The sequence below is a fragment of the Pseudomonas monachiensis genome, assembly GCF_047345015.1.
Classification (GTDB): Bacteria; Pseudomonadota; Gammaproteobacteria; order Pseudomonadales; family Pseudomonadaceae; genus Aquipseudomonas; species Aquipseudomonas monachiensis.
This window is the reverse complement of record NZ_CP178857.1, coordinates 2264907-2280307: the sequence shown is the minus strand read 5'-3', so window position 1 is coordinate 2280307 and position 15401 is coordinate 2264907. Positions and strand designations below refer to the sequence as shown.

The 15401-nt window shown below is 63.0% G+C and carries 10 protein-coding genes; 2 read left to right on the top strand and 8 right to left on the bottom strand.

Annotated elements, in window-relative coordinates:
- Positions 1–55: 55 nt before the first annotated feature.
- Genes ACMDB8_RS10330 through ACMDB8_RS10320 form a run of 3 tightly spaced genes read right to left on the bottom strand, consistent with a single transcriptional unit; the run spans position 56 to position 4260 of the window.
- The gene (locus ACMDB8_RS10330; RefSeq protein WP_409079297.1) at positions 56–1129 is read right to left on the bottom strand and encodes a lipocalin-like domain-containing protein; all 1074 of its coding nucleotides are present in this window, start codon (positions 1127–1129) and stop codon (positions 56–58) included.
- Positions 1119–3590, bottom strand: coding sequence for an ABC transporter permease (locus ACMDB8_RS10325; protein ID WP_409079296.1), 2472 nt, complete (start codon positions 3588–3590; stop codon positions 1119–1121). Before ACMDB8_RS10325 ends, ACMDB8_RS10330 begins: the two co-directional genes overlap by 11 nt.
- Before the next feature lies 1 nt (position 3591).
- Positions 3592–4260: an ABC transporter ATP-binding protein gene (locus tag ACMDB8_RS10320; RefSeq protein ID WP_056723609.1), complete on the bottom strand. Its 669-nt coding sequence runs from the start codon at positions 4258–4260 to the stop codon at positions 3592–3594.
- A 137-nt stretch (positions 4261–4397) separates the two neighbouring features.
- On the opposite strand from ACMDB8_RS10320, the gene ACMDB8_RS10315 reads away from it, so the two are divergent.
- A complete protein-coding gene (locus ACMDB8_RS10315) occupies positions 4398–6371 on the top strand; it encodes an alkyl/aryl-sulfatase (RefSeq protein WP_056723607.1) in 1974 nt (657 codons plus the stop codon).
- Between the two features lie 444 nt (positions 6372–6815).
- On the opposite strand, the gene ACMDB8_RS10310 is transcribed toward ACMDB8_RS10315, so the two are convergent.
- The 5 genes from ACMDB8_RS10310 to ACMDB8_RS10285 form a co-directional block, all read right to left on the bottom strand.
- A complete protein-coding gene (locus ACMDB8_RS10310) occupies positions 6816–8201 on the bottom strand; it encodes a DUF1254 domain-containing protein (RefSeq protein ID WP_409079295.1) in 1386 nt (461 codons plus the stop codon).
- Positions 8198–9547: a DUF1254 domain-containing protein gene (locus ACMDB8_RS10305; protein WP_409079294.1), complete on the bottom strand. Its 1350-nt coding sequence runs from the start codon at positions 9545–9547 to the stop codon at positions 8198–8200. The genes ACMDB8_RS10310 and ACMDB8_RS10305 overlap by 4 nt, the downstream gene beginning before the upstream one ends.
- Before the next feature lie 177 nt (positions 9548–9724).
- Positions 9725–11062, bottom strand: a complete 1338-nt coding sequence (locus tag ACMDB8_RS10300; RefSeq protein WP_409079293.1) for a DUF1329 domain-containing protein — start codon at positions 11060–11062, stop codon at positions 9725–9727.
- An 11-nt stretch (positions 11063–11073) separates the two neighbouring features.
- On the bottom strand, positions 11074–12900 hold the full coding sequence (locus tag ACMDB8_RS10295) for a DUF1302 domain-containing protein (RefSeq protein WP_409079292.1): 1827 nt from the start codon (positions 12898–12900) through the stop codon (positions 11074–11076).
- Positions 12901–13802: 902 nt separating this feature from the next.
- On the bottom strand, positions 13803–14099 hold the full coding sequence (locus tag ACMDB8_RS10285; protein WP_223541505.1) for a DUF1330 domain-containing protein: 297 nt from the start codon (positions 14097–14099) through the stop codon (positions 13803–13805).
- Positions 14100–14169: 70 nt separating this feature from the next.
- On the opposite strand from ACMDB8_RS10285, the gene ribBA reads away from it, so the two are divergent.
- The gene (ribBA, locus tag ACMDB8_RS10280) at positions 14170–15279 is read left to right on the top strand and encodes a bifunctional 3,4-dihydroxy-2-butanone-4-phosphate synthase/GTP cyclohydrolase II (protein ID WP_223541504.1); all 1110 of its coding nucleotides are present in this window, start codon (positions 14170–14172) and stop codon (positions 15277–15279) included.
- The last annotated feature ends 122 nt before the right edge of the window (positions 15280–15401 follow it).

The window sequence follows — 15401 nt, the reverse complement described above, 5'->3', positions numbered from 1 at the left end:
AGACGCTGTTCGGCAAGTGGTCGCGGCAGACCGCTGAATTTCGTGGCACAGGGTACTAATACCCGGTCATTTCCAGATAGCCACTCCCTGCATGACTGCCGCCGAGGCGCACCGGGCCTTCCCAGTACGGAATGCGCAAGTCCATCCAGGCCTGGGGATTGAGCGCGGTAATGGCGATATCGAGGTGTCTGGCGGGGATGTTGATCGACCAGCGAATGGGCATCGTGCGCCCGGCAACCCGGGCGGTGTCTTGCGGCGTGAGGATGATGTCGCCGGCATGCAGCAACTGTACCTGGCCCCGGGCGTCGATCCAGGTGCCGGTGAGGTAAGGCTCGCCGTCCTTTTGCCGCATGCGATACAGCATCACCTGCTCGCCGCTGTCCAGGTGCAGGGAAAACCAGTCCCAACCGGTCTGGTTGCCCGTCAGGGGCTGGCTGCTCCATTCCCGGTCGAGCCAGGCCGGGCCACTGACCTGGAAGGTCTTGCCGTCGATGTCCAGGGTGCCGCTGGCCCGGAAGAACGGCTGGCTGTAGTAGTAAGAGGCCTGACCCTGTTCTGATTTCTGGCTGAAGCCACGGTCCCCCTGAAGCACCAGCGGACCTGTCGGGGTCAACCTCAGCCGGTAGCTGAATCGCCGGTCGCGGGCACTGAGTAGCACGTCAGCCAACGGGTCGTCGGCAGTCGCCTGGCTACGCAATTGCCAGTCGTCGATCCATGCATTGAACGGCGCAACGCTGACACCGGCCTGACCGATGCCGCCACGGGCATAACGTTCGGCCGCGTGATGTGCCGTCGCCGAGGTCACTGCGGCGTGGCCGAGCCAGATCGTCTGGTTCTGCCAACCCGCCACCTCGGGGCTGGCTTTCAGGGCGCTGCGGAACAAGGTCCATTGCACGCCGAATTCATTGCCCTGATCGTCCTGCAGGTTGGCCGTGACGTACCACCATTCGATGCGAAAGCCGTCGTGGGGGCCGTGATCCGCCGGGAAACTGAACATCCGACCGGGCACCACCGGGGTGAACGCAGCGGCCTGGGTACCCAGCCCGGCAAAGCCCTTTTGCTCCGGTGCCGGCTGATCGCAACCGCTCGCCAGCAGCGCCAGGAGTAACACGCAGGCCTTAATCTTCATGGGCAAACGTACGCAGCAGGTCCGCCGGTTGCGTGCGGTACAAACGGTACAACGGCCAGGCCGAGGCCAGTAGCGTCGCCACCAGCGCCAGCCCCATCAATTGCAACAGTTGCAATGGAAACACCCGCAACGGCAGGCGCCAGCCAAAGGCCTGCACGTTGATCACCGTGTCCAGGCACCACGCCAGGGCGATGCCCAGCGGCAACGCCAACACCAGGGTCAAGATCGCCAGCAACCAGGTTTGCCCGAGGTTGAGCAACATCAGATGCCGCCGGGTCACGCCCAGCGCCCACAATGGCGCCAGTTGCCCGAGACGGCTCTGGCTTTGGGTCAACAGGCTGATGAACAGCGCCACCCCGGCCACGCACAGCGTCAGGCTGTTGAGGGCGGCGGTGGCGGCGAAGGTGCGCTCGAAGACTTGCGTGGACCAGCCCTTGAGCCGCGCCTGATCGACGATGCGGCTGTCCTCCAGGGTAAAACGCGCCTGCAATGCCGTGACGAACGCCGGGATCGACGGCGGTTCGATGCGCAGGTTGAAGCGGTTCGGTGTCAATTGCGGCCAGCCGCGCAGCAGGTGGCTGATGTTCACCAGTATGTGGCCCTTGGGATTGCCGTAGTCGGCGTAGATCCCGACGATCCGTGGCGACCACAGGCCGGTGGGCGTCGGCAGCGTCAAGTGATCGCCCAGTTGCACGTGCAGGCGCCGGGCCAGTTGTTCGCTGAGCATCACCGCATCGTCCTTGGCCAGCCGCTCCCAAGGGTTGTCGCCCAAGGTCTCGAGCAACGGCCAGTGCTGGCGATAGGTCGGATGGTCAATGATCCCCGACAGGTCCGTCGGCCAGCCCTGCAACTGGATCGAAACCTGCCAGTTGGGCAGCACCGCCGCCAGTTGCGGCTGCTGATTGAGCCAGCTGTGCAGCTCCCGGGCCTGGGCCGGGTTCTGGGGATTGAGGTAAAGCTCGGCCGTCAGCCGTTGTTCGAGCCAGTCACTGAAGGTCTGGCGAAAGCCTGCGGTCATGCTACCGGCACCGATGTTCGCCGCCATGGCCAACAGCAGCGCCATCAAGGCCAGGCTCAACGCCGGCAGTTGCTGGCGGCAATCGGCGACAAACCACTGGCCGAGTACCGAGCGACTGCGCTGCGAAACGAGACTGAGCAGCCAACTGAGCATCACCGGCAAGGCCAGCGCGGCACCAATCAACAGCGCCGCCATCAACACCAAGCCACTGATCAGGCTGTCGCCGAAAATCAACGCCAGCAGCGCAATCACCCCGGCCAAAGCCGCCACCCAACCCTGGCGGCGCAACCAGCGTGCGTGGGCCTCATGCCAGGCCTGCGGGTCGGCCAGCGCCAACAAGGGCAGACGCGCCGCCCGCAACAGACTGTTGGCCCCGGCCAGCAACGCGCCGATCAGACTCAAGCCGATACCACTGAACCACCACGACAGGCTGAGGCTCAACTGCCCCGCCACTTCGGCGCCGTACAAGCCACGCAGGCTGGCGGCGACATCGGGCAACAGCACGCCGGCCAGCAGGTAGCCGCTGACCACCCCGGCCACGCCGCCGATCAGGGCCAATCCAGCCAATTCGACGGCGAGACAAGCGATCAGCATCCGCGCACTCACACCGCAGGCACGCAGGGTCCGCAGCAGGCTTCGCCGTTGCTCCAGCGCCAGCCCGATGGCGGCGTGCACGATAAACAGGCCGACCACGAACGACAGTACCCCCAGGGCATCGAGGTTGAGGTGGAAACTTTCGGTCAGGCGCGCCAGGTTGTTTTCTTCGTCGGCGCGCTTGAGTTGCAACTGGCCCTTGAACGGCTCCGGCAGCGACGCGGTGAAATCCTTTGGTAACAGCAGCCGCGACAGTTGATCTGGCAATCCCAGAATCTGCTGGGCAAAACCGATGTCCACCAGCAGCACACCGGGCGCCATGTCGGCCTGCACCTGCAGCGGCGGCAGTGCCACGCCCGCCAGGTTCAGTGGCCGGTCTCCCTCACGCAATCCCAGTGCCTGCAAGGTCTGCGACGAGATCCAGGTACTGCCCGGCGGACTGAAAAAGCCGACCACCTGTTCAATCGCCATGGCCTGTCCGGCCACCGCCGCACCCGCCGGCAGCGACACCGGCTCGATGCCCATCAACTGCAAACGCTGCTCTTCGTGCCCCTTGAGCATGACCCGACCTTGCAGCACCGGTGACACCGGCCACCCGGCGCGGCGCAGATCGATAAACCACTGCTGGGGGAACGTGCCGCCGCCGGGTGCACCGAGGCTGGCCTGGGGCTCGCCGCCGATCAACTGACTGGCGCGGGCATAGCTGTCACGGGCCTGGCTGTTGAGTGCCTGGACGCCGGTCAACAGACCGGTAGCCAGCCATAACCCGGTCAGTACACTGAAAAACTGCACCGGATGCTGCCGCCAGTGGCTGAGCAGCGCGCGCAGGGTTTCGCCAAAGATGCGCATGTCAGCGCTCACCCGCACCGGCCAGGCGACCGCCGCACAGCAGGGCTTTTTTGGCCAGCCGCGCCGCCACGCCGGGACTGTGGGTGACCATCAACAGGCTGGTGGGACTGTCCTCGAGTAATTCCAGCAGCAACTGCAATACCTCGGCACCAGTGGTTTCATCGAGGCTGCCGGTGGGCTCGTCGGCCAGCAGCAGTGGCGGGCGCGCCGCCAGCGCCCGGCCCAGCGCGACCCGTTGCTGCTGGCCGCCGGACAGTTGCTCCGGATAGCGCCGCAGCAAATCGCCCAAGCCCAGGCGTTGCACCAGGTGCGCCTGCCAGCGTGGGTCATGACGCCCCGCCAGGCGTGCCTGAATCGCCAGGTTGTCTTCGACCCGCAGGCTGCCGATCAGATTGAATTGCTGGAACACCAGGCCGATTTCCGTACGCCGCCAGTTCGCCAGTTGCCCTTCATTCATCTGTTCCAGGCGATGCTCGCCACTGCGGATGCTGCCGCGATCGACCTTGTCCAGCCCGGCGATCAGGTGCAGCAAAGTGCTTTTGCCACTGCCCGACTCGCCCATCAGCGCCAGGCTGCTGCCGGGCTTGAGCGTCAGGTCGACGCCTTGCAGCACCGGCAGTGGCCCCTGCGGTGTGGCGTAGCTTTTGAAAACGCCATGGACTTCAAGCATGGGTCAACCTGCTGGATATGCATGGCCCAAGGATAGCGGCCCTGAATGTTTTTTGTCCGTTGCTGATGATCGCCCCGGCTGAACCCCGCCCTACCCTCGACGCTGGTCTAACCATAACGATAAAAAACGGAGACGCCATGCCTCGTTTCACCTTGAGCCCTCGTGGGTTGTTCGCTTGCCTGATCACTGCCTGCCTTGCGCAATCGGTGGTCGCCGCCGATGGACCGGTCGCGGCCAGCCCGCAAACCACCGCCAGTAACGCCGCGGTGCTGCAGCAACTGCCCTTCACCGACCGCACCGACTACGAGTCGGTCACCAAGGGTCTGATCGCGCCGTTCAAGGGCCAGGTCAAGGACGCCTCGGGCAAGGTCATCTGGGATATCCAGGCCTATGACTTCCTCGCCAAGGATAAGGCCCCGGAGTCGGTCAACCCGAGTCTCTGGCGCCTGGCCCAACTCAGTGCCCATGCCGGATTGTTCGAAGTCAGCCCCCGGCTGTATCAGGTGCGCGGCCTCGACCTGGCCAACATGACCATCATCGAAGGCGACGACGGGCTGATCATCATCGACCCGCTGACCATGGCCGAAACCGCCAAGGCGGCGCTGGACCTGTACTACCAGAACCGTCCGCACAAACCGGTAGTGGCGGTGATCTACAGCCACACCCACGTCGACCACTTCGGTGGCGTGCGCGGAGTCATCGACGAAGCCGACGTCAAGGCCGGCAAGGTCAAGGTGTTCGCCCCCGCCGGGTTCATGGAACACGTGATGAGCGAGAACGTCTACGCCGGCAACGCCATGAGCCGCCGCGCGCAGTTCCAGTTTGGCAGCCTGCTGCCCCGTGGCGAAAAAGGCCAGGTCGACGCCGGCCTGGGCAAGAGCACGCCGAGCGGCGGCACCGTCACCTTGATCCCGCCCACCGACCTGATCGACAAGGAACTGGAAACCCGCACCATCGCCGGCCTCGACGTGGAATTCCAGTTGACCCCGGGCACCGAGGCGCCGGCGGAAATGAACCTGTACCTGCCGCAGTTGCGCGCCTTGTGCATGGCGGAAAACGCCACGCAAATGATGCACAACATCCTCACCCCACGCGGCGCCCAAGTACGCGACGCCAAGGCCTGGGCCGAGTACCTGGACGGCAGCCTGGCGCGTTACGGCGACAAGAGCGACGTGTTGTTCGCCCAGCACAACTGGCCGACCTGGGGTGGCGAGCGCATCCGCACCTTCCTCGCCGACCAGCGCGACATGTACGCCTTCCTCAATGACCGCACCCTGCACCTGCTGAACCAGGGCCTGACGCCGCTGGAAATCGCCGACTCAATCAAGAAGTTGCCCGGCAGCCTCGACCAGAAGTGGTACACCCGTAGCTACTACGGCTCACTGAGTTTCAACACCCGGGCGGTGTATCAGCGCTACATGGGTTTCTATGACGGTAACCCGGCCAACCTCAATCCGCTGCCGCCGGTAGAAACGGCCAAGCGTTCGGTCGAAGCCATGGGCGGCGAAGCGGCGGTGCTGGGGAAAATGCAGGCAGCAATGGCCAAGGGCGAATACCGTTGGGCCGCGCAACTGGGCAATCAGTTGCTGTTCACCAATCCGGACAACGGCGACGCCCGCAAAGCCCAGGCCCAGGCGCTGGAGCAAATGGGCTATCAAAGTGAAAACGCTACCTGGCGCAACATGTACCTGACCGGCGCCATGGAACTGCGCAACGGCGTGCCAGCCAATGCCGGCACTTCGGTTTCGGTGGATATGGTGCGGGCGATGAGCCCGCAGATGTTCTTCGACTTCCTGGCAGTGCGCCTGGACAGTGAAAAGGCCGTAGGCCATGACCTGACCCTGAACTGGACCTTCGATGACCTGAACCAGGACTTCAACCTGACCCTGCGCAATGGCGTGCTGACCCACCGTGCCGGGCTCAACGCTCAGGCGGATGCCAGCGTGACCATGAGCAAGGCCACCCTGGAACAGATCAGCCTCAAGCAACTGGATATCCCGACGGCGATGCAGAAAGGCCTGATCAAGTTGCAGGGCAATGGCAAGAAGCTTGGGGAGTTGATGAGCAGCCTCGATACGTTTGCGCCGCAGTTCAATATCGTTACGCCTTGATATCGCCTTCGCGAGCAGGCTCGCTCCCACTGGAATCCATGCAGCTCACAGCATTTGTGAACGACACAGATCCACTGTGGGAGCGAGCTTGCTCGCGATGGCTATGTGTCAGGCGATGATTGTTTTGTGGGTGTACATATCCATTGCTGCGGTAACGGCCTCTGGCGGTTTCGCTCTTACAGCGAGTTACTTGGAAAAACGGAACGCCGCCCGACCCCAAGTAACCAAGGGCTCTTGCCCCTTACGTTCGGTGCCTCGCCTAGGCTCGGCATCCCCTCGCTCCGGTCCTGCTCCGTGGGCCCGCCGCCATCGGCCATCCATGGCCGGGGGCGGCTAACCCGGCATCCATGCCGGGTTGCCCACTGCGCAGAACCTGCGCTCGGCCTCTCGAGGGGGCAAGAAGGTCAAAAGCAAACGCAAAAGCAAAAGCAAAAGCGAGGCGGCTTAGGCAGTAACCACTTCAATCGCTGGCATTTGCCAGCGTTGATTGACCACCTGCTGCCCGGGTCCATACAGGCGCAGGACCAGGCTGAACGCCCCGCTCGCTGGCGTCGGCAACCAGTTGCTCTGCTCCGGCGGAGCGGCGCTCTGCAGGACCAACGTCAACCCACCGTCCGAATCCTCTTGCAAATGATCCCGGCTGCTCAGGCAGTAGCGATTGATCGGGTTGGCCACCAGTTGCCGGTCAGGCAAGTCATACAAGGTCAGCGACCAGAACTCGCTGGCCGGCGGCAATTGCCCCGGTGCGAAACGCAGGCGATAGCTTCGCCCGCCCTGCAAGGGTTGCCCCTGGTTATCCACGCGAGTGCCGGTGTAGAAGGCCTCTTCCACGCTGTTGCCGTAGATGCCGACATTCGCCGCGACTGCGCGGTTGAGGTAATTGCCGTTCAGCGCTTCGCGCGTGCCGAACAGGCCGAGGGTGGTGCGTACCTGGCTCACGGCGGTTTGCAGTTGCGCCCGGGCGTCCTGAATCCCGGCGAGCAGTGCCTGGCGCGTGGCCTGCGGCAACGTCGCCGGGTCGAAAGCCTGGCCCGGCACGATGCCGATCCGGGCAAAGCGTGCGCGCAAGGCTTGTTCGGACGGTTGCGTGGGGCACAGGCTGAGGATCTGGTTCAGCGCCGGGATAAAATCCAGCCCCAGCCCGGTCTTGCTGTCCCAGGGTTGCCAGTCAATGGCTGGCGCAGCCACGGGCGGCGCACTGCCGATGTATTCATGCAACGAAACCAGACCGTATTGCTGCTGCAAGGCCCGCACCGCCGGCAGGTCCCCGGCGTTTTTCAGACCCGTTCTTCCAAGCACCATGACGATTTCGGTTTCACTGCGCAGCACGGCCTTGACGCCATCCGGTGTCGGGCCTTGCCAGCCGGGTCCGGCGATCAGGTAATTCCCCGCTTCGCGACCGGTGCTGAGCACACCGACATAGGCAAAGTTGTGGGTGTACTGGTCGACCAGTTGAAGCACGTAATAGCGCTCGTCATCGACCGCCGGCACACTCAACACCTGGGGTTCGCTGCGCAGGTCGAGCCAGGCCCAGGAGTACGGTGTGTCGTTGTTCGGCGTGACGATGTCGCGGTTGTTCGGGGTAAACAACTCGCCGTAATGACGAAAGCGGTTGAAGCCACCGACATACTCCGGCGCAGCCGGGTTGAGCGCCTGTTTTTCCATGGTCTGGTAATGCATGAGCATGGGGTAGGCGTAAATCCACGCCTCTTTGGCAATCTGCCGAGGGTCATCGGAATCGGCAGCCAGCAACCAGCGTGGAAACATCAGGCTGCCGCCCAATACCCCCATGCCGCCCAACACCCGACGGCGACTGCAAATCAGGTTCATGATTCGATCCTCGTTATCGTCGGCAACTGATAACTCCCGTCCAGTGCCCCGCCCCTGGGCAGGTACAGGCGCAACAGCAGGTTGAACGGACCTTGCGGCGTCGGCAGCCAGTTGCCCTGCGGCGCAGCCTTGGGCGCATCGGCTTGCAGGATCAGGGTCAAGCCGCCATCGGCATCGTATTGTAGACCAGGGCTGCGGTCGCCCAGGGCGTAACGCTGGATCGGGTTGGCCACCAGCAACTGGGTTTTGCCGTCATACAGGGTCAGCGACCAGAACGCATTCACCGGCGGCAATTGCCCGGCGGGAAAATGCAGGCGATAGGCGTGCTGGCCGGTGAGCGCCTGGCCCTGGGCATCGTGCAACGCCATCGGGTACTGCGCTTCCACCGCATCGTTGGCGTAGATGTAGCGCCAGGCGACTGCGGCACGGGTCAGGTCATCGCCGCCGTATTTGCCGACGTTGGACGGCGACGGTAACCAGCCCTGCCGTTCTACCGACAGTTGGCTGGAGGCTGCGCGGACCAGTTCGCGACCGGCCTCGGCGCCTTGGGCGACGGCTTCGCTCAAGTCTTCCGGGGCCTGGAATGCGGTCCCCGGCTTCACGCCGATGACGGCGAAACGGGCCAGTTTCTGTTGTTCGCTGGCGGTCCATTGGTGCAAGGGAGCCAGCGCGTTGAAGGTGCTGAACAGCGCCTGCGCCGGCCCTTGCTTGGTGTCCGCATACGCCGGCAGTTGCAGCGGTGCCAAGGGTTCAGGGGCCGCGCTGCCGCTGACTTTGGACAGCGGTTGCAAGGCGTAGCCCTTCAGCACTTGTGCGGCGTCTTTCTGATCCGCTTCGCCCTTGACCTCGGTCCGTCCCAACAGGAAGACCAGCCGGCTCGGCGAGCGAATCACCGCACTGAAACCCGATGGCACTGGCCCCTTCCAGTCCGGCCCGACCATCAGGTAGCGCCCCGCTTGCTCACCCGTGGCGCGGGTGCCGATGTAGTCGAGGTTGTCGGTGCGCATGTCCACCAGTTGGAAGCTGTAGTAGCGGCCTTGCACGGCCGGCACGTCCAGCACCATCGGTTCGCTGCGCAGATCGAGCAAGGCGCGGGAATAGAAGGTGTCGTTGTTGGGCGACACCACTTTGTCGTCTTGCGGGCCGAGCAGGCGCGGCTCGCTGTAGAGATGGTTGAACGGCAGTTTAGCGGCGATGGCGCTGAGTACCTTGTCGTGTTCGACGGTGGCGTAGGCGAACACGTAGGCTTCCTGGGCCAGGGCTTTCGCTTGCTGTCGGTCGAGGGTTGCGGCGTGAACAGTGCCCAGGCTCGCGCCCAGGGCCAGAGCGGATATCCAATAGCGCATGGCAGATCTCCTTGGCAGATACAAAAACATCATCCCCCCGTCCCCTTGTGGGAGCGGGCTTGCTCCGGGCGGCGTTCCGACGAAAGCGGTGTGCCATGCAACATTGCAGCCGCCTGACACTCGCTCTTCGCGAGCAAGCCCGCTCCCACATTGGATTTGTGGTGGTTTGGCGAATGGTTACTTGGCCCAGCGCCGCAGGTCCGACGGGGTGTAGTCGTCAGTCTTGGCGGCGAAGCCCACGCGCATCGGCTCGGTCTCTTCGTTGGCCAGGCCGCCGGCGTAGTAGCGTCCGGAGATCAGGTCATAGGAGGTTTCCAGCACGTTATAGGTGAAGCCGTGGTCGTACTGCTGGATCGCATGCAGTTCACCGCTGCGCCACAGTTCACCGCGGCTGTCGTACTGGTCCGACTGGGCGATCTGCCAACTGTCTTCGTCCACATAGAAGCGGCGCTTGGCGTAGATGTGCCGGGCACCGGGCTTGAGGGTTGCCTCGACGACCCACACCCGATGTTTCTCGTAGCGAGCCAGGTCCTGATTGACGTGGTTGGGCTTGATCACGGCGTCGTACTTGAGGTCGCGGCTGCCGATCCTGTAGCTGTTGTAAGGGATGAACAGCTCTTGCTTGCCCACCAGTTTCCAGTCGAAACGGTCCGGCGCGCCGTTGTAGCCGTCGATGTTGTCGGCGGTGATCAGGCCGTTGCTGTAACGGGCGCTGTTGTCGTAGGCGATCATCGGCGCACGACGCACGCGACGTTGCCCCGGCAGATATTGCCAGGCCGAACGCGGCTCGGCGACCTGGTCGATCGGCTCATGCACCAGCACCGCCTCGCCTGACAAGCGCGCCGGTTCCAGCACCCGGCTCTTGAACATGAACAGAATGTTCGAGTTGGGTTCCAGCCCGCCCACGGTGTCGGCGAAGTTGATCAGCGACTGGTTGCGCACGTAGCTGGTGGCGCCGTTTTCACGCACCAGCGCGGCGCTGCTGATGCGCTCGTAGCTGCCGCCGCGATAACGGGTCATGTGGTTCCACATCACCTCCAGGCCTTCGGTGGGCAACGGAAACGGAATGCCCCTGGCATAGTCATGCAAACCGTTGCCGCCGTCGGCCATGCTGGTCTTGGCGACGTTCTCACGACTGGCCGCCAGTACCTCCTTGGGCAGATTGGCGCTGCGATGGCTCGGGTAGATGTTCATCTTGTAGGTGTCGGGAAAACGCTTGAACAACGCGATTTGCCCGGGGCTGAGAAACTTCTCGTACTGCGCCACGTTCTTTGCCGTGACCGTGAACAACGGTTTCTCGGCGGCATACGGATCGCTGTAGCCGCCCTTGCTGTCGACGGTGCCGGCGTTGCTCCCCAGGCCGCCGGTCCAGGCCGGAATGCTGCCGTCGGCATTGGCAGCCACTTCCGAGCCCATGGGGGTCAGGGTCTTGCCCAGTGCCGCCGAATCGGTGCCTTTGGCCTGGGCCAGGCCGACGGTGCAGGCCAGGGCCAGCACGCACAATTGCATACGCATAACGGTTCTCCTTAGAAGTCTGCCTTGAAGCTGACGGATGCGAAATCGCGATCGTCGAGGGTGCTGTAGTCGTTGGAACCGAAGAACGTGTTGTAGGCCAGTTCCACGCTGTAATCGTTCATGTAGACGCCGGTCAGGCTCACGCCCAGCGCTTGCTGGCCTTCCTGGAACGGCCCTTGCGGATCGTAGGAATAGCCCGAGACGTCATGCCGCCAGTTGACGGCGGGAATCAGGTTGATGCCCGGCAACACATCGCTGTATTCGAGGCTGGCGCGCAGGCGATAACCCCACGACCAATCGGTGGCAAAGCCCTTGTCGGTGCAGTATTGGTTAGTCACGCCTGAAGCTACCGTGTTGCACGCCGTGCCGTTGCGCGGGGCGCTGCGGCCGAACGCGGCGTTACGGCCCAGGCGCTCGTCCCCCAGATCGTCGATGTGCACGACCCCGGCTTCACCGAACAGGCTCAGGCGCGTGGCACCCAGTACGTTGTCGATGGCCTGGGTGGCCGAACCGGTCAGTTGCCAGACACCCTTGCGTTCCCACGCATCGAACTGGCTACCATTGGTGGTGCTGAAGCCTGGCGGCAACTGCAACCAGGAACTGCCCCCCGGCCCTGAAATCACGGCGACGTTGACGTCAGGCGCGTTGATCGCGATCGGCATGTTCGGCCGGTAGCTCAACTCACCGGCCAGGGAAATCCCGGTGACCGGCTCGACGCCATTGAGGCTGATGCCGTAAAGGTGAATGTTTTCCGGGAAGGCCGCCGCATAGCTCGGCCCCTGGATGCCACCGGGGAAGGTGCCGGGCAAGGCGGTGTTCCTGGCGTCAATGGTGAAATACGGCAACCGCGAGTGATAGTTGATGTAGTAGATCGCCGCTTCCGCATCGTTGAGCGCCGGGATCATCTGGCGCAGGGCGAAGCCGAATTGGCCGTTGTCGGAGGGCGATTCGTTACCCCGGGACGTGGCGTACAAACCGGCGGCCTGCATCTGTTGATCGGTCTGTACCTGACTCAGGTACAGTGGCCCGCAACCCGGCTGGATCACATCGCTGCTGGCGAAGAAGGTGCCGCAACCATCGAGTACGCTGGGGCGCCAGTTGTACTGGTAGAAACCTTCGAGGTTGGTGCTGTCGGTCAGGCCGAAACTGAAGGAGACCATCTCCACCGGCAACTGGCCTTCCTTGATTTCCACGCCGGGACGGTTGAACGCCGAGATGTCCAGCGGGTTGATCACGTTGATGCCGTTCTGGATCAGCAGCGCTTCGCCCCAGGACAGCACCTGGTTACCGACCTTCACGTTCAGCGGATGCCCGGCCACCTGGAAGTCTTTCCAGACGTAGGCATCGAGGACCTCGAAACCCTTGAATTTTGACAGGTTGTCCCAACCCGAATCGTCGAAATCCTTGAAGCGGCCATTGCCGGTTTCATAGGCATGGTCGTACCAGTATTTGAAGCGAATGAACGCGCCCTGGCCCTGGCCGTCGAGACTGACATCGGTGAGGCCCTTGAAGAGTTGCGAGATGGTGTCGCCCTTCTCGAAGTTCAGCCGGTTGTCGTCGGCGCTGACGCTGGTGCCATTGGCATTCACGCCCTGGGCCTGCAAGGCGTTGGCGCGGGTCATCAGGCTTTTGTCGGGGTTTTGCGTCGACCAGCTGCTGCCCAGGCTCAGGCTGGTCCTGGTCGACAGGCTCCAGTCTTCGTTGATGTCGAATGTGGTGGCGTAGGTTGGCCCCGTCAGTACGGCAAGAATCGCCAGCGCAAGGGGTTGCGGGCGAGTGTGGCCAAGCCGGTGAAGCCGCGGACGGACTCCGGCTATGGCCGAGCGTTTTTTTATCATTATTGGGCTCCGGTCAGGTTTGCTCAGCCTGGACACGGTGCCCAACTATCGGGCGGGACACGCAAGCGATGGCCGACAAAAAATAATCATCGGGGGAGTGCGGGGGGCCTCGGTTAATTTCTGAAGGTGTGCATTTCCATCTCTGCGGATGCGGTCCCCTGTGGGAGATTCTATGGTTGAGGGAAAGCCCTCAACTGGCTTTTGGCTGATATTCGCTTTGCCCTTTCAGCAAGGCGAATACCACCCGAGCAAGCTTGCGAGCCAGCATCACCAGCGCCCGAGGCGGCCTACCGGCCGGCCTGGTTCTGATGTGTGCGTGTTTCCCTGTAGGAGCTGTCGAGTGCACCGAGGCTGCGATCTTTTGATTTTTGACAATGTCGAAGGGTGCGGAAAATCAAGATCAAAAGATCGCAGCCTGCGGCAGCTCCTACAGGGGGAATGCGTTTAGCCGAAAGAGATTGGTCGGCCATAAGGCCGCCATCGTCGGAACGCCGCCCGGACCAAGCTCGCTCCCACAGAAGAGCAAAGACAGAGCAGCCCACACCACCGCGTCGCTTCTCACCACTCATCAGGCCGAGCGTTAGCTCGCCTGCAGCTCTTGATCTTGATCCACCCGCCCCCTCGGCAGGCTGAGTGGAGGTGTTCATCCGGGGACTGGCGCGCAGCGCCGTTCGACGCAGTCGAACTCATTGCATGTAGGTCGAAGCGAAGCCGACCGGAGGGCAATGCCCCCGGATGAATGCCGCAGCAAAGGAACCCCGAGCCTTAGCGAGGGGCCGTACGTTCGGGGCGAGCGTTTTTTTGGTTACTTTTTTTAGGCGCTTGTAAAAAAAGTGACTCGCCGTAAGGGCGAAACCATAAGCCGCCGTTACCACAGAAACGGATATGTACTCAGTCACTTTTTAGACCGGCACCACGCCCTCGACAATAATCACCTCAGCCAAAGCGACCCCCTCACGATACCCCCTGGCCTCCTGATACAACGCCGACCGATAGCAAGCCACCGCCTGCTCATAGGAATCAAACTCGATCACCACACTGCGTTGCGGCGTAGGCCGGCCTTCCATCGCCTCGCTACGCCCACCCCGCGCCAGGATCCGCCCCCCATACAGGGCAAACGCCTGCGGCGCCCGCCGGGTGTATTGGCTGTATTGATCGGCGTCGGTGACATCCACATGAGCAATCCAGTAAGCCTTCATAGTGACCTCTCGGTTTATTTTGTATTATGGTATACCACATTACCAATCCAACAAATACCGAGACTCCAGCATGGCCTTCAACAGCATCGAAGAAATCATCGAAGATTACCGCCTCGGCAAAATGGTCCTGCTGGTCGACGATGAAGACCGGGAAAACGAAGGCGACCTGTTGCTGGCCGCCGACTGCTGCACACCCGAGGCGATCAGCTTCATGGCCCGTGAAGCCCGGGGCCTGATCTGCCTGACCCTGACCGACGAGCACTGCAAGCGCCTGGGCCTGGAGCAGATGGTGCCGAGCAACGGCAGCGTGTTCAGCACCGCCTTCACCGTGTCCATCGAGGCCGCCGTCGGGGTGACCACCGGTATTTCCGCCGCAGATCGCGCCTGCACCGTGGCCGCTGCCGTCGCCGCCCATGCCGGCCCCGCCGATATCGTGCAACCGGGCCATATCTTCCCGTTGCGCGCTCGGGAGGGTGGCGTGCTGACCCGCGCCGGCCATACCGAAGCTGGTTGCGACCTGGCACGCCTGGCCGGCCATACGCCGGCCTCGGTGATCGTCGAAGTGATGAATGACGACGGCACCATGGCCCGCCGCCCGGACCTGGAAGTGTTCGCGCGCAAGCACGGAATCAAAATCGGCACCATCGCCGACCTGATCCACTATCGCCTGAGCACCGAACACACCATCGTGCGCATCGGTGAACGTGACCTGCCGACCGTGCATGGCACCTTTCGTCTGATCACCTTTGAGGATCGCATCGAAGGCGGTGTCCACATGGCCATGGTCATGGGCGATCTGCGCCGCGAGCAACCGACACTGGTGCGGGTGCATGTGATCGATCCATTGCGCGACCTGGTCGGTGCCGAATACAGCGGGCCGAGCAACTGGACCTTGTGGGCCGCCTTGCAGCGTGTCGCCGCCGAAGGCCACGGCGTGGTGGTGGTGCTGGCCAACCACGAATCCTCCCAGGCGTTGCTCGAACGGGTGCCGCAATTGACCCAGCCGCCCCGGCAGTTCAGCCGTTCGCAGTCACGGATTTATTCGGAAGTGGGTACCGGTGCGCAGATCCTGCAGAACCTGGGAGTCGGCAAATTGCGCCACCTCGGCCCGCCGCTGAAATATGCGGGCTTGACCGGGTATGACCTGGAGGTGGTGGAGAGCATTCCATTCACCGAGTGATGCCCCCTGTGGGAGCGAGCTTGCTCGCGATAGCGGTATGACAGTCAACACTTGTATCGACTGACACGCCCTCATCGCGAGCAAGCTCGCTCCCACAAGGGATTGCATTGCCTGACAGGCTC

What these genes read in the sequence shown, in the direction of transcription:
- ACMDB8_RS10330 (WP_409079297.1), bottom strand. Translation starts at nt 1,129, where the DNA reads ATGAAGATTAAGGCCTGCGTGTTACTCCTGGCGCTGCTGGCGAGCGGT.
- ACMDB8_RS10325 (WP_409079296.1), bottom strand. Translation starts at nt 3,590, where the DNA reads ATGCGCATCTTTGGCGAAACCCTGCGCGCGCTGCTCAGCCACTGGCGG.
- ACMDB8_RS10320 (WP_056723609.1), bottom strand. Translation starts at nt 4,260, where the DNA reads ATGCTTGAAGTCCATGGCGTTTTCAAAAGCTACGCCACACCGCAGGGG.
- ACMDB8_RS10315 (WP_056723607.1), top strand. Translation starts at nt 4,398, where the DNA reads ATGCCTCGTTTCACCTTGAGCCCTCGTGGGTTGTTCGCTTGCCTGATC.
- ACMDB8_RS10310 (WP_409079295.1), bottom strand. Translation starts at nt 8,201, where the DNA reads ATGAACCTGATTTGCAGTCGCCGTCGGGTGTTGGGCGGCATGGGGGTA.
- ACMDB8_RS10305 (WP_409079294.1), bottom strand. Translation starts at nt 9,547, where the DNA reads ATGCGCTATTGGATATCCGCTCTGGCCCTGGGCGCGAGCCTGGGCACT.
- ACMDB8_RS10300 (WP_409079293.1), bottom strand. Translation starts at nt 11,062, where the DNA reads ATGCGTATGCAATTGTGCGTGCTGGCCCTGGCCTGCACCGTCGGCCTG.
- ACMDB8_RS10295 (WP_409079292.1), bottom strand. Translation starts at nt 12,900, where the DNA reads ATGATAAAAAAACGCTCGGCCATAGCCGGAGTCCGTCCGCGGCTTCAC.
- ACMDB8_RS10285 (WP_223541505.1), bottom strand. Translation starts at nt 14,099, where the DNA reads ATGAAGGCTTACTGGATTGCTCATGTGGATGTCACCGACGCCGATCAA.
- ribBA (WP_223541504.1), top strand. Translation starts at nt 14,170, where the DNA reads ATGGCCTTCAACAGCATCGAAGAAATCATCGAAGATTACCGCCTCGGC.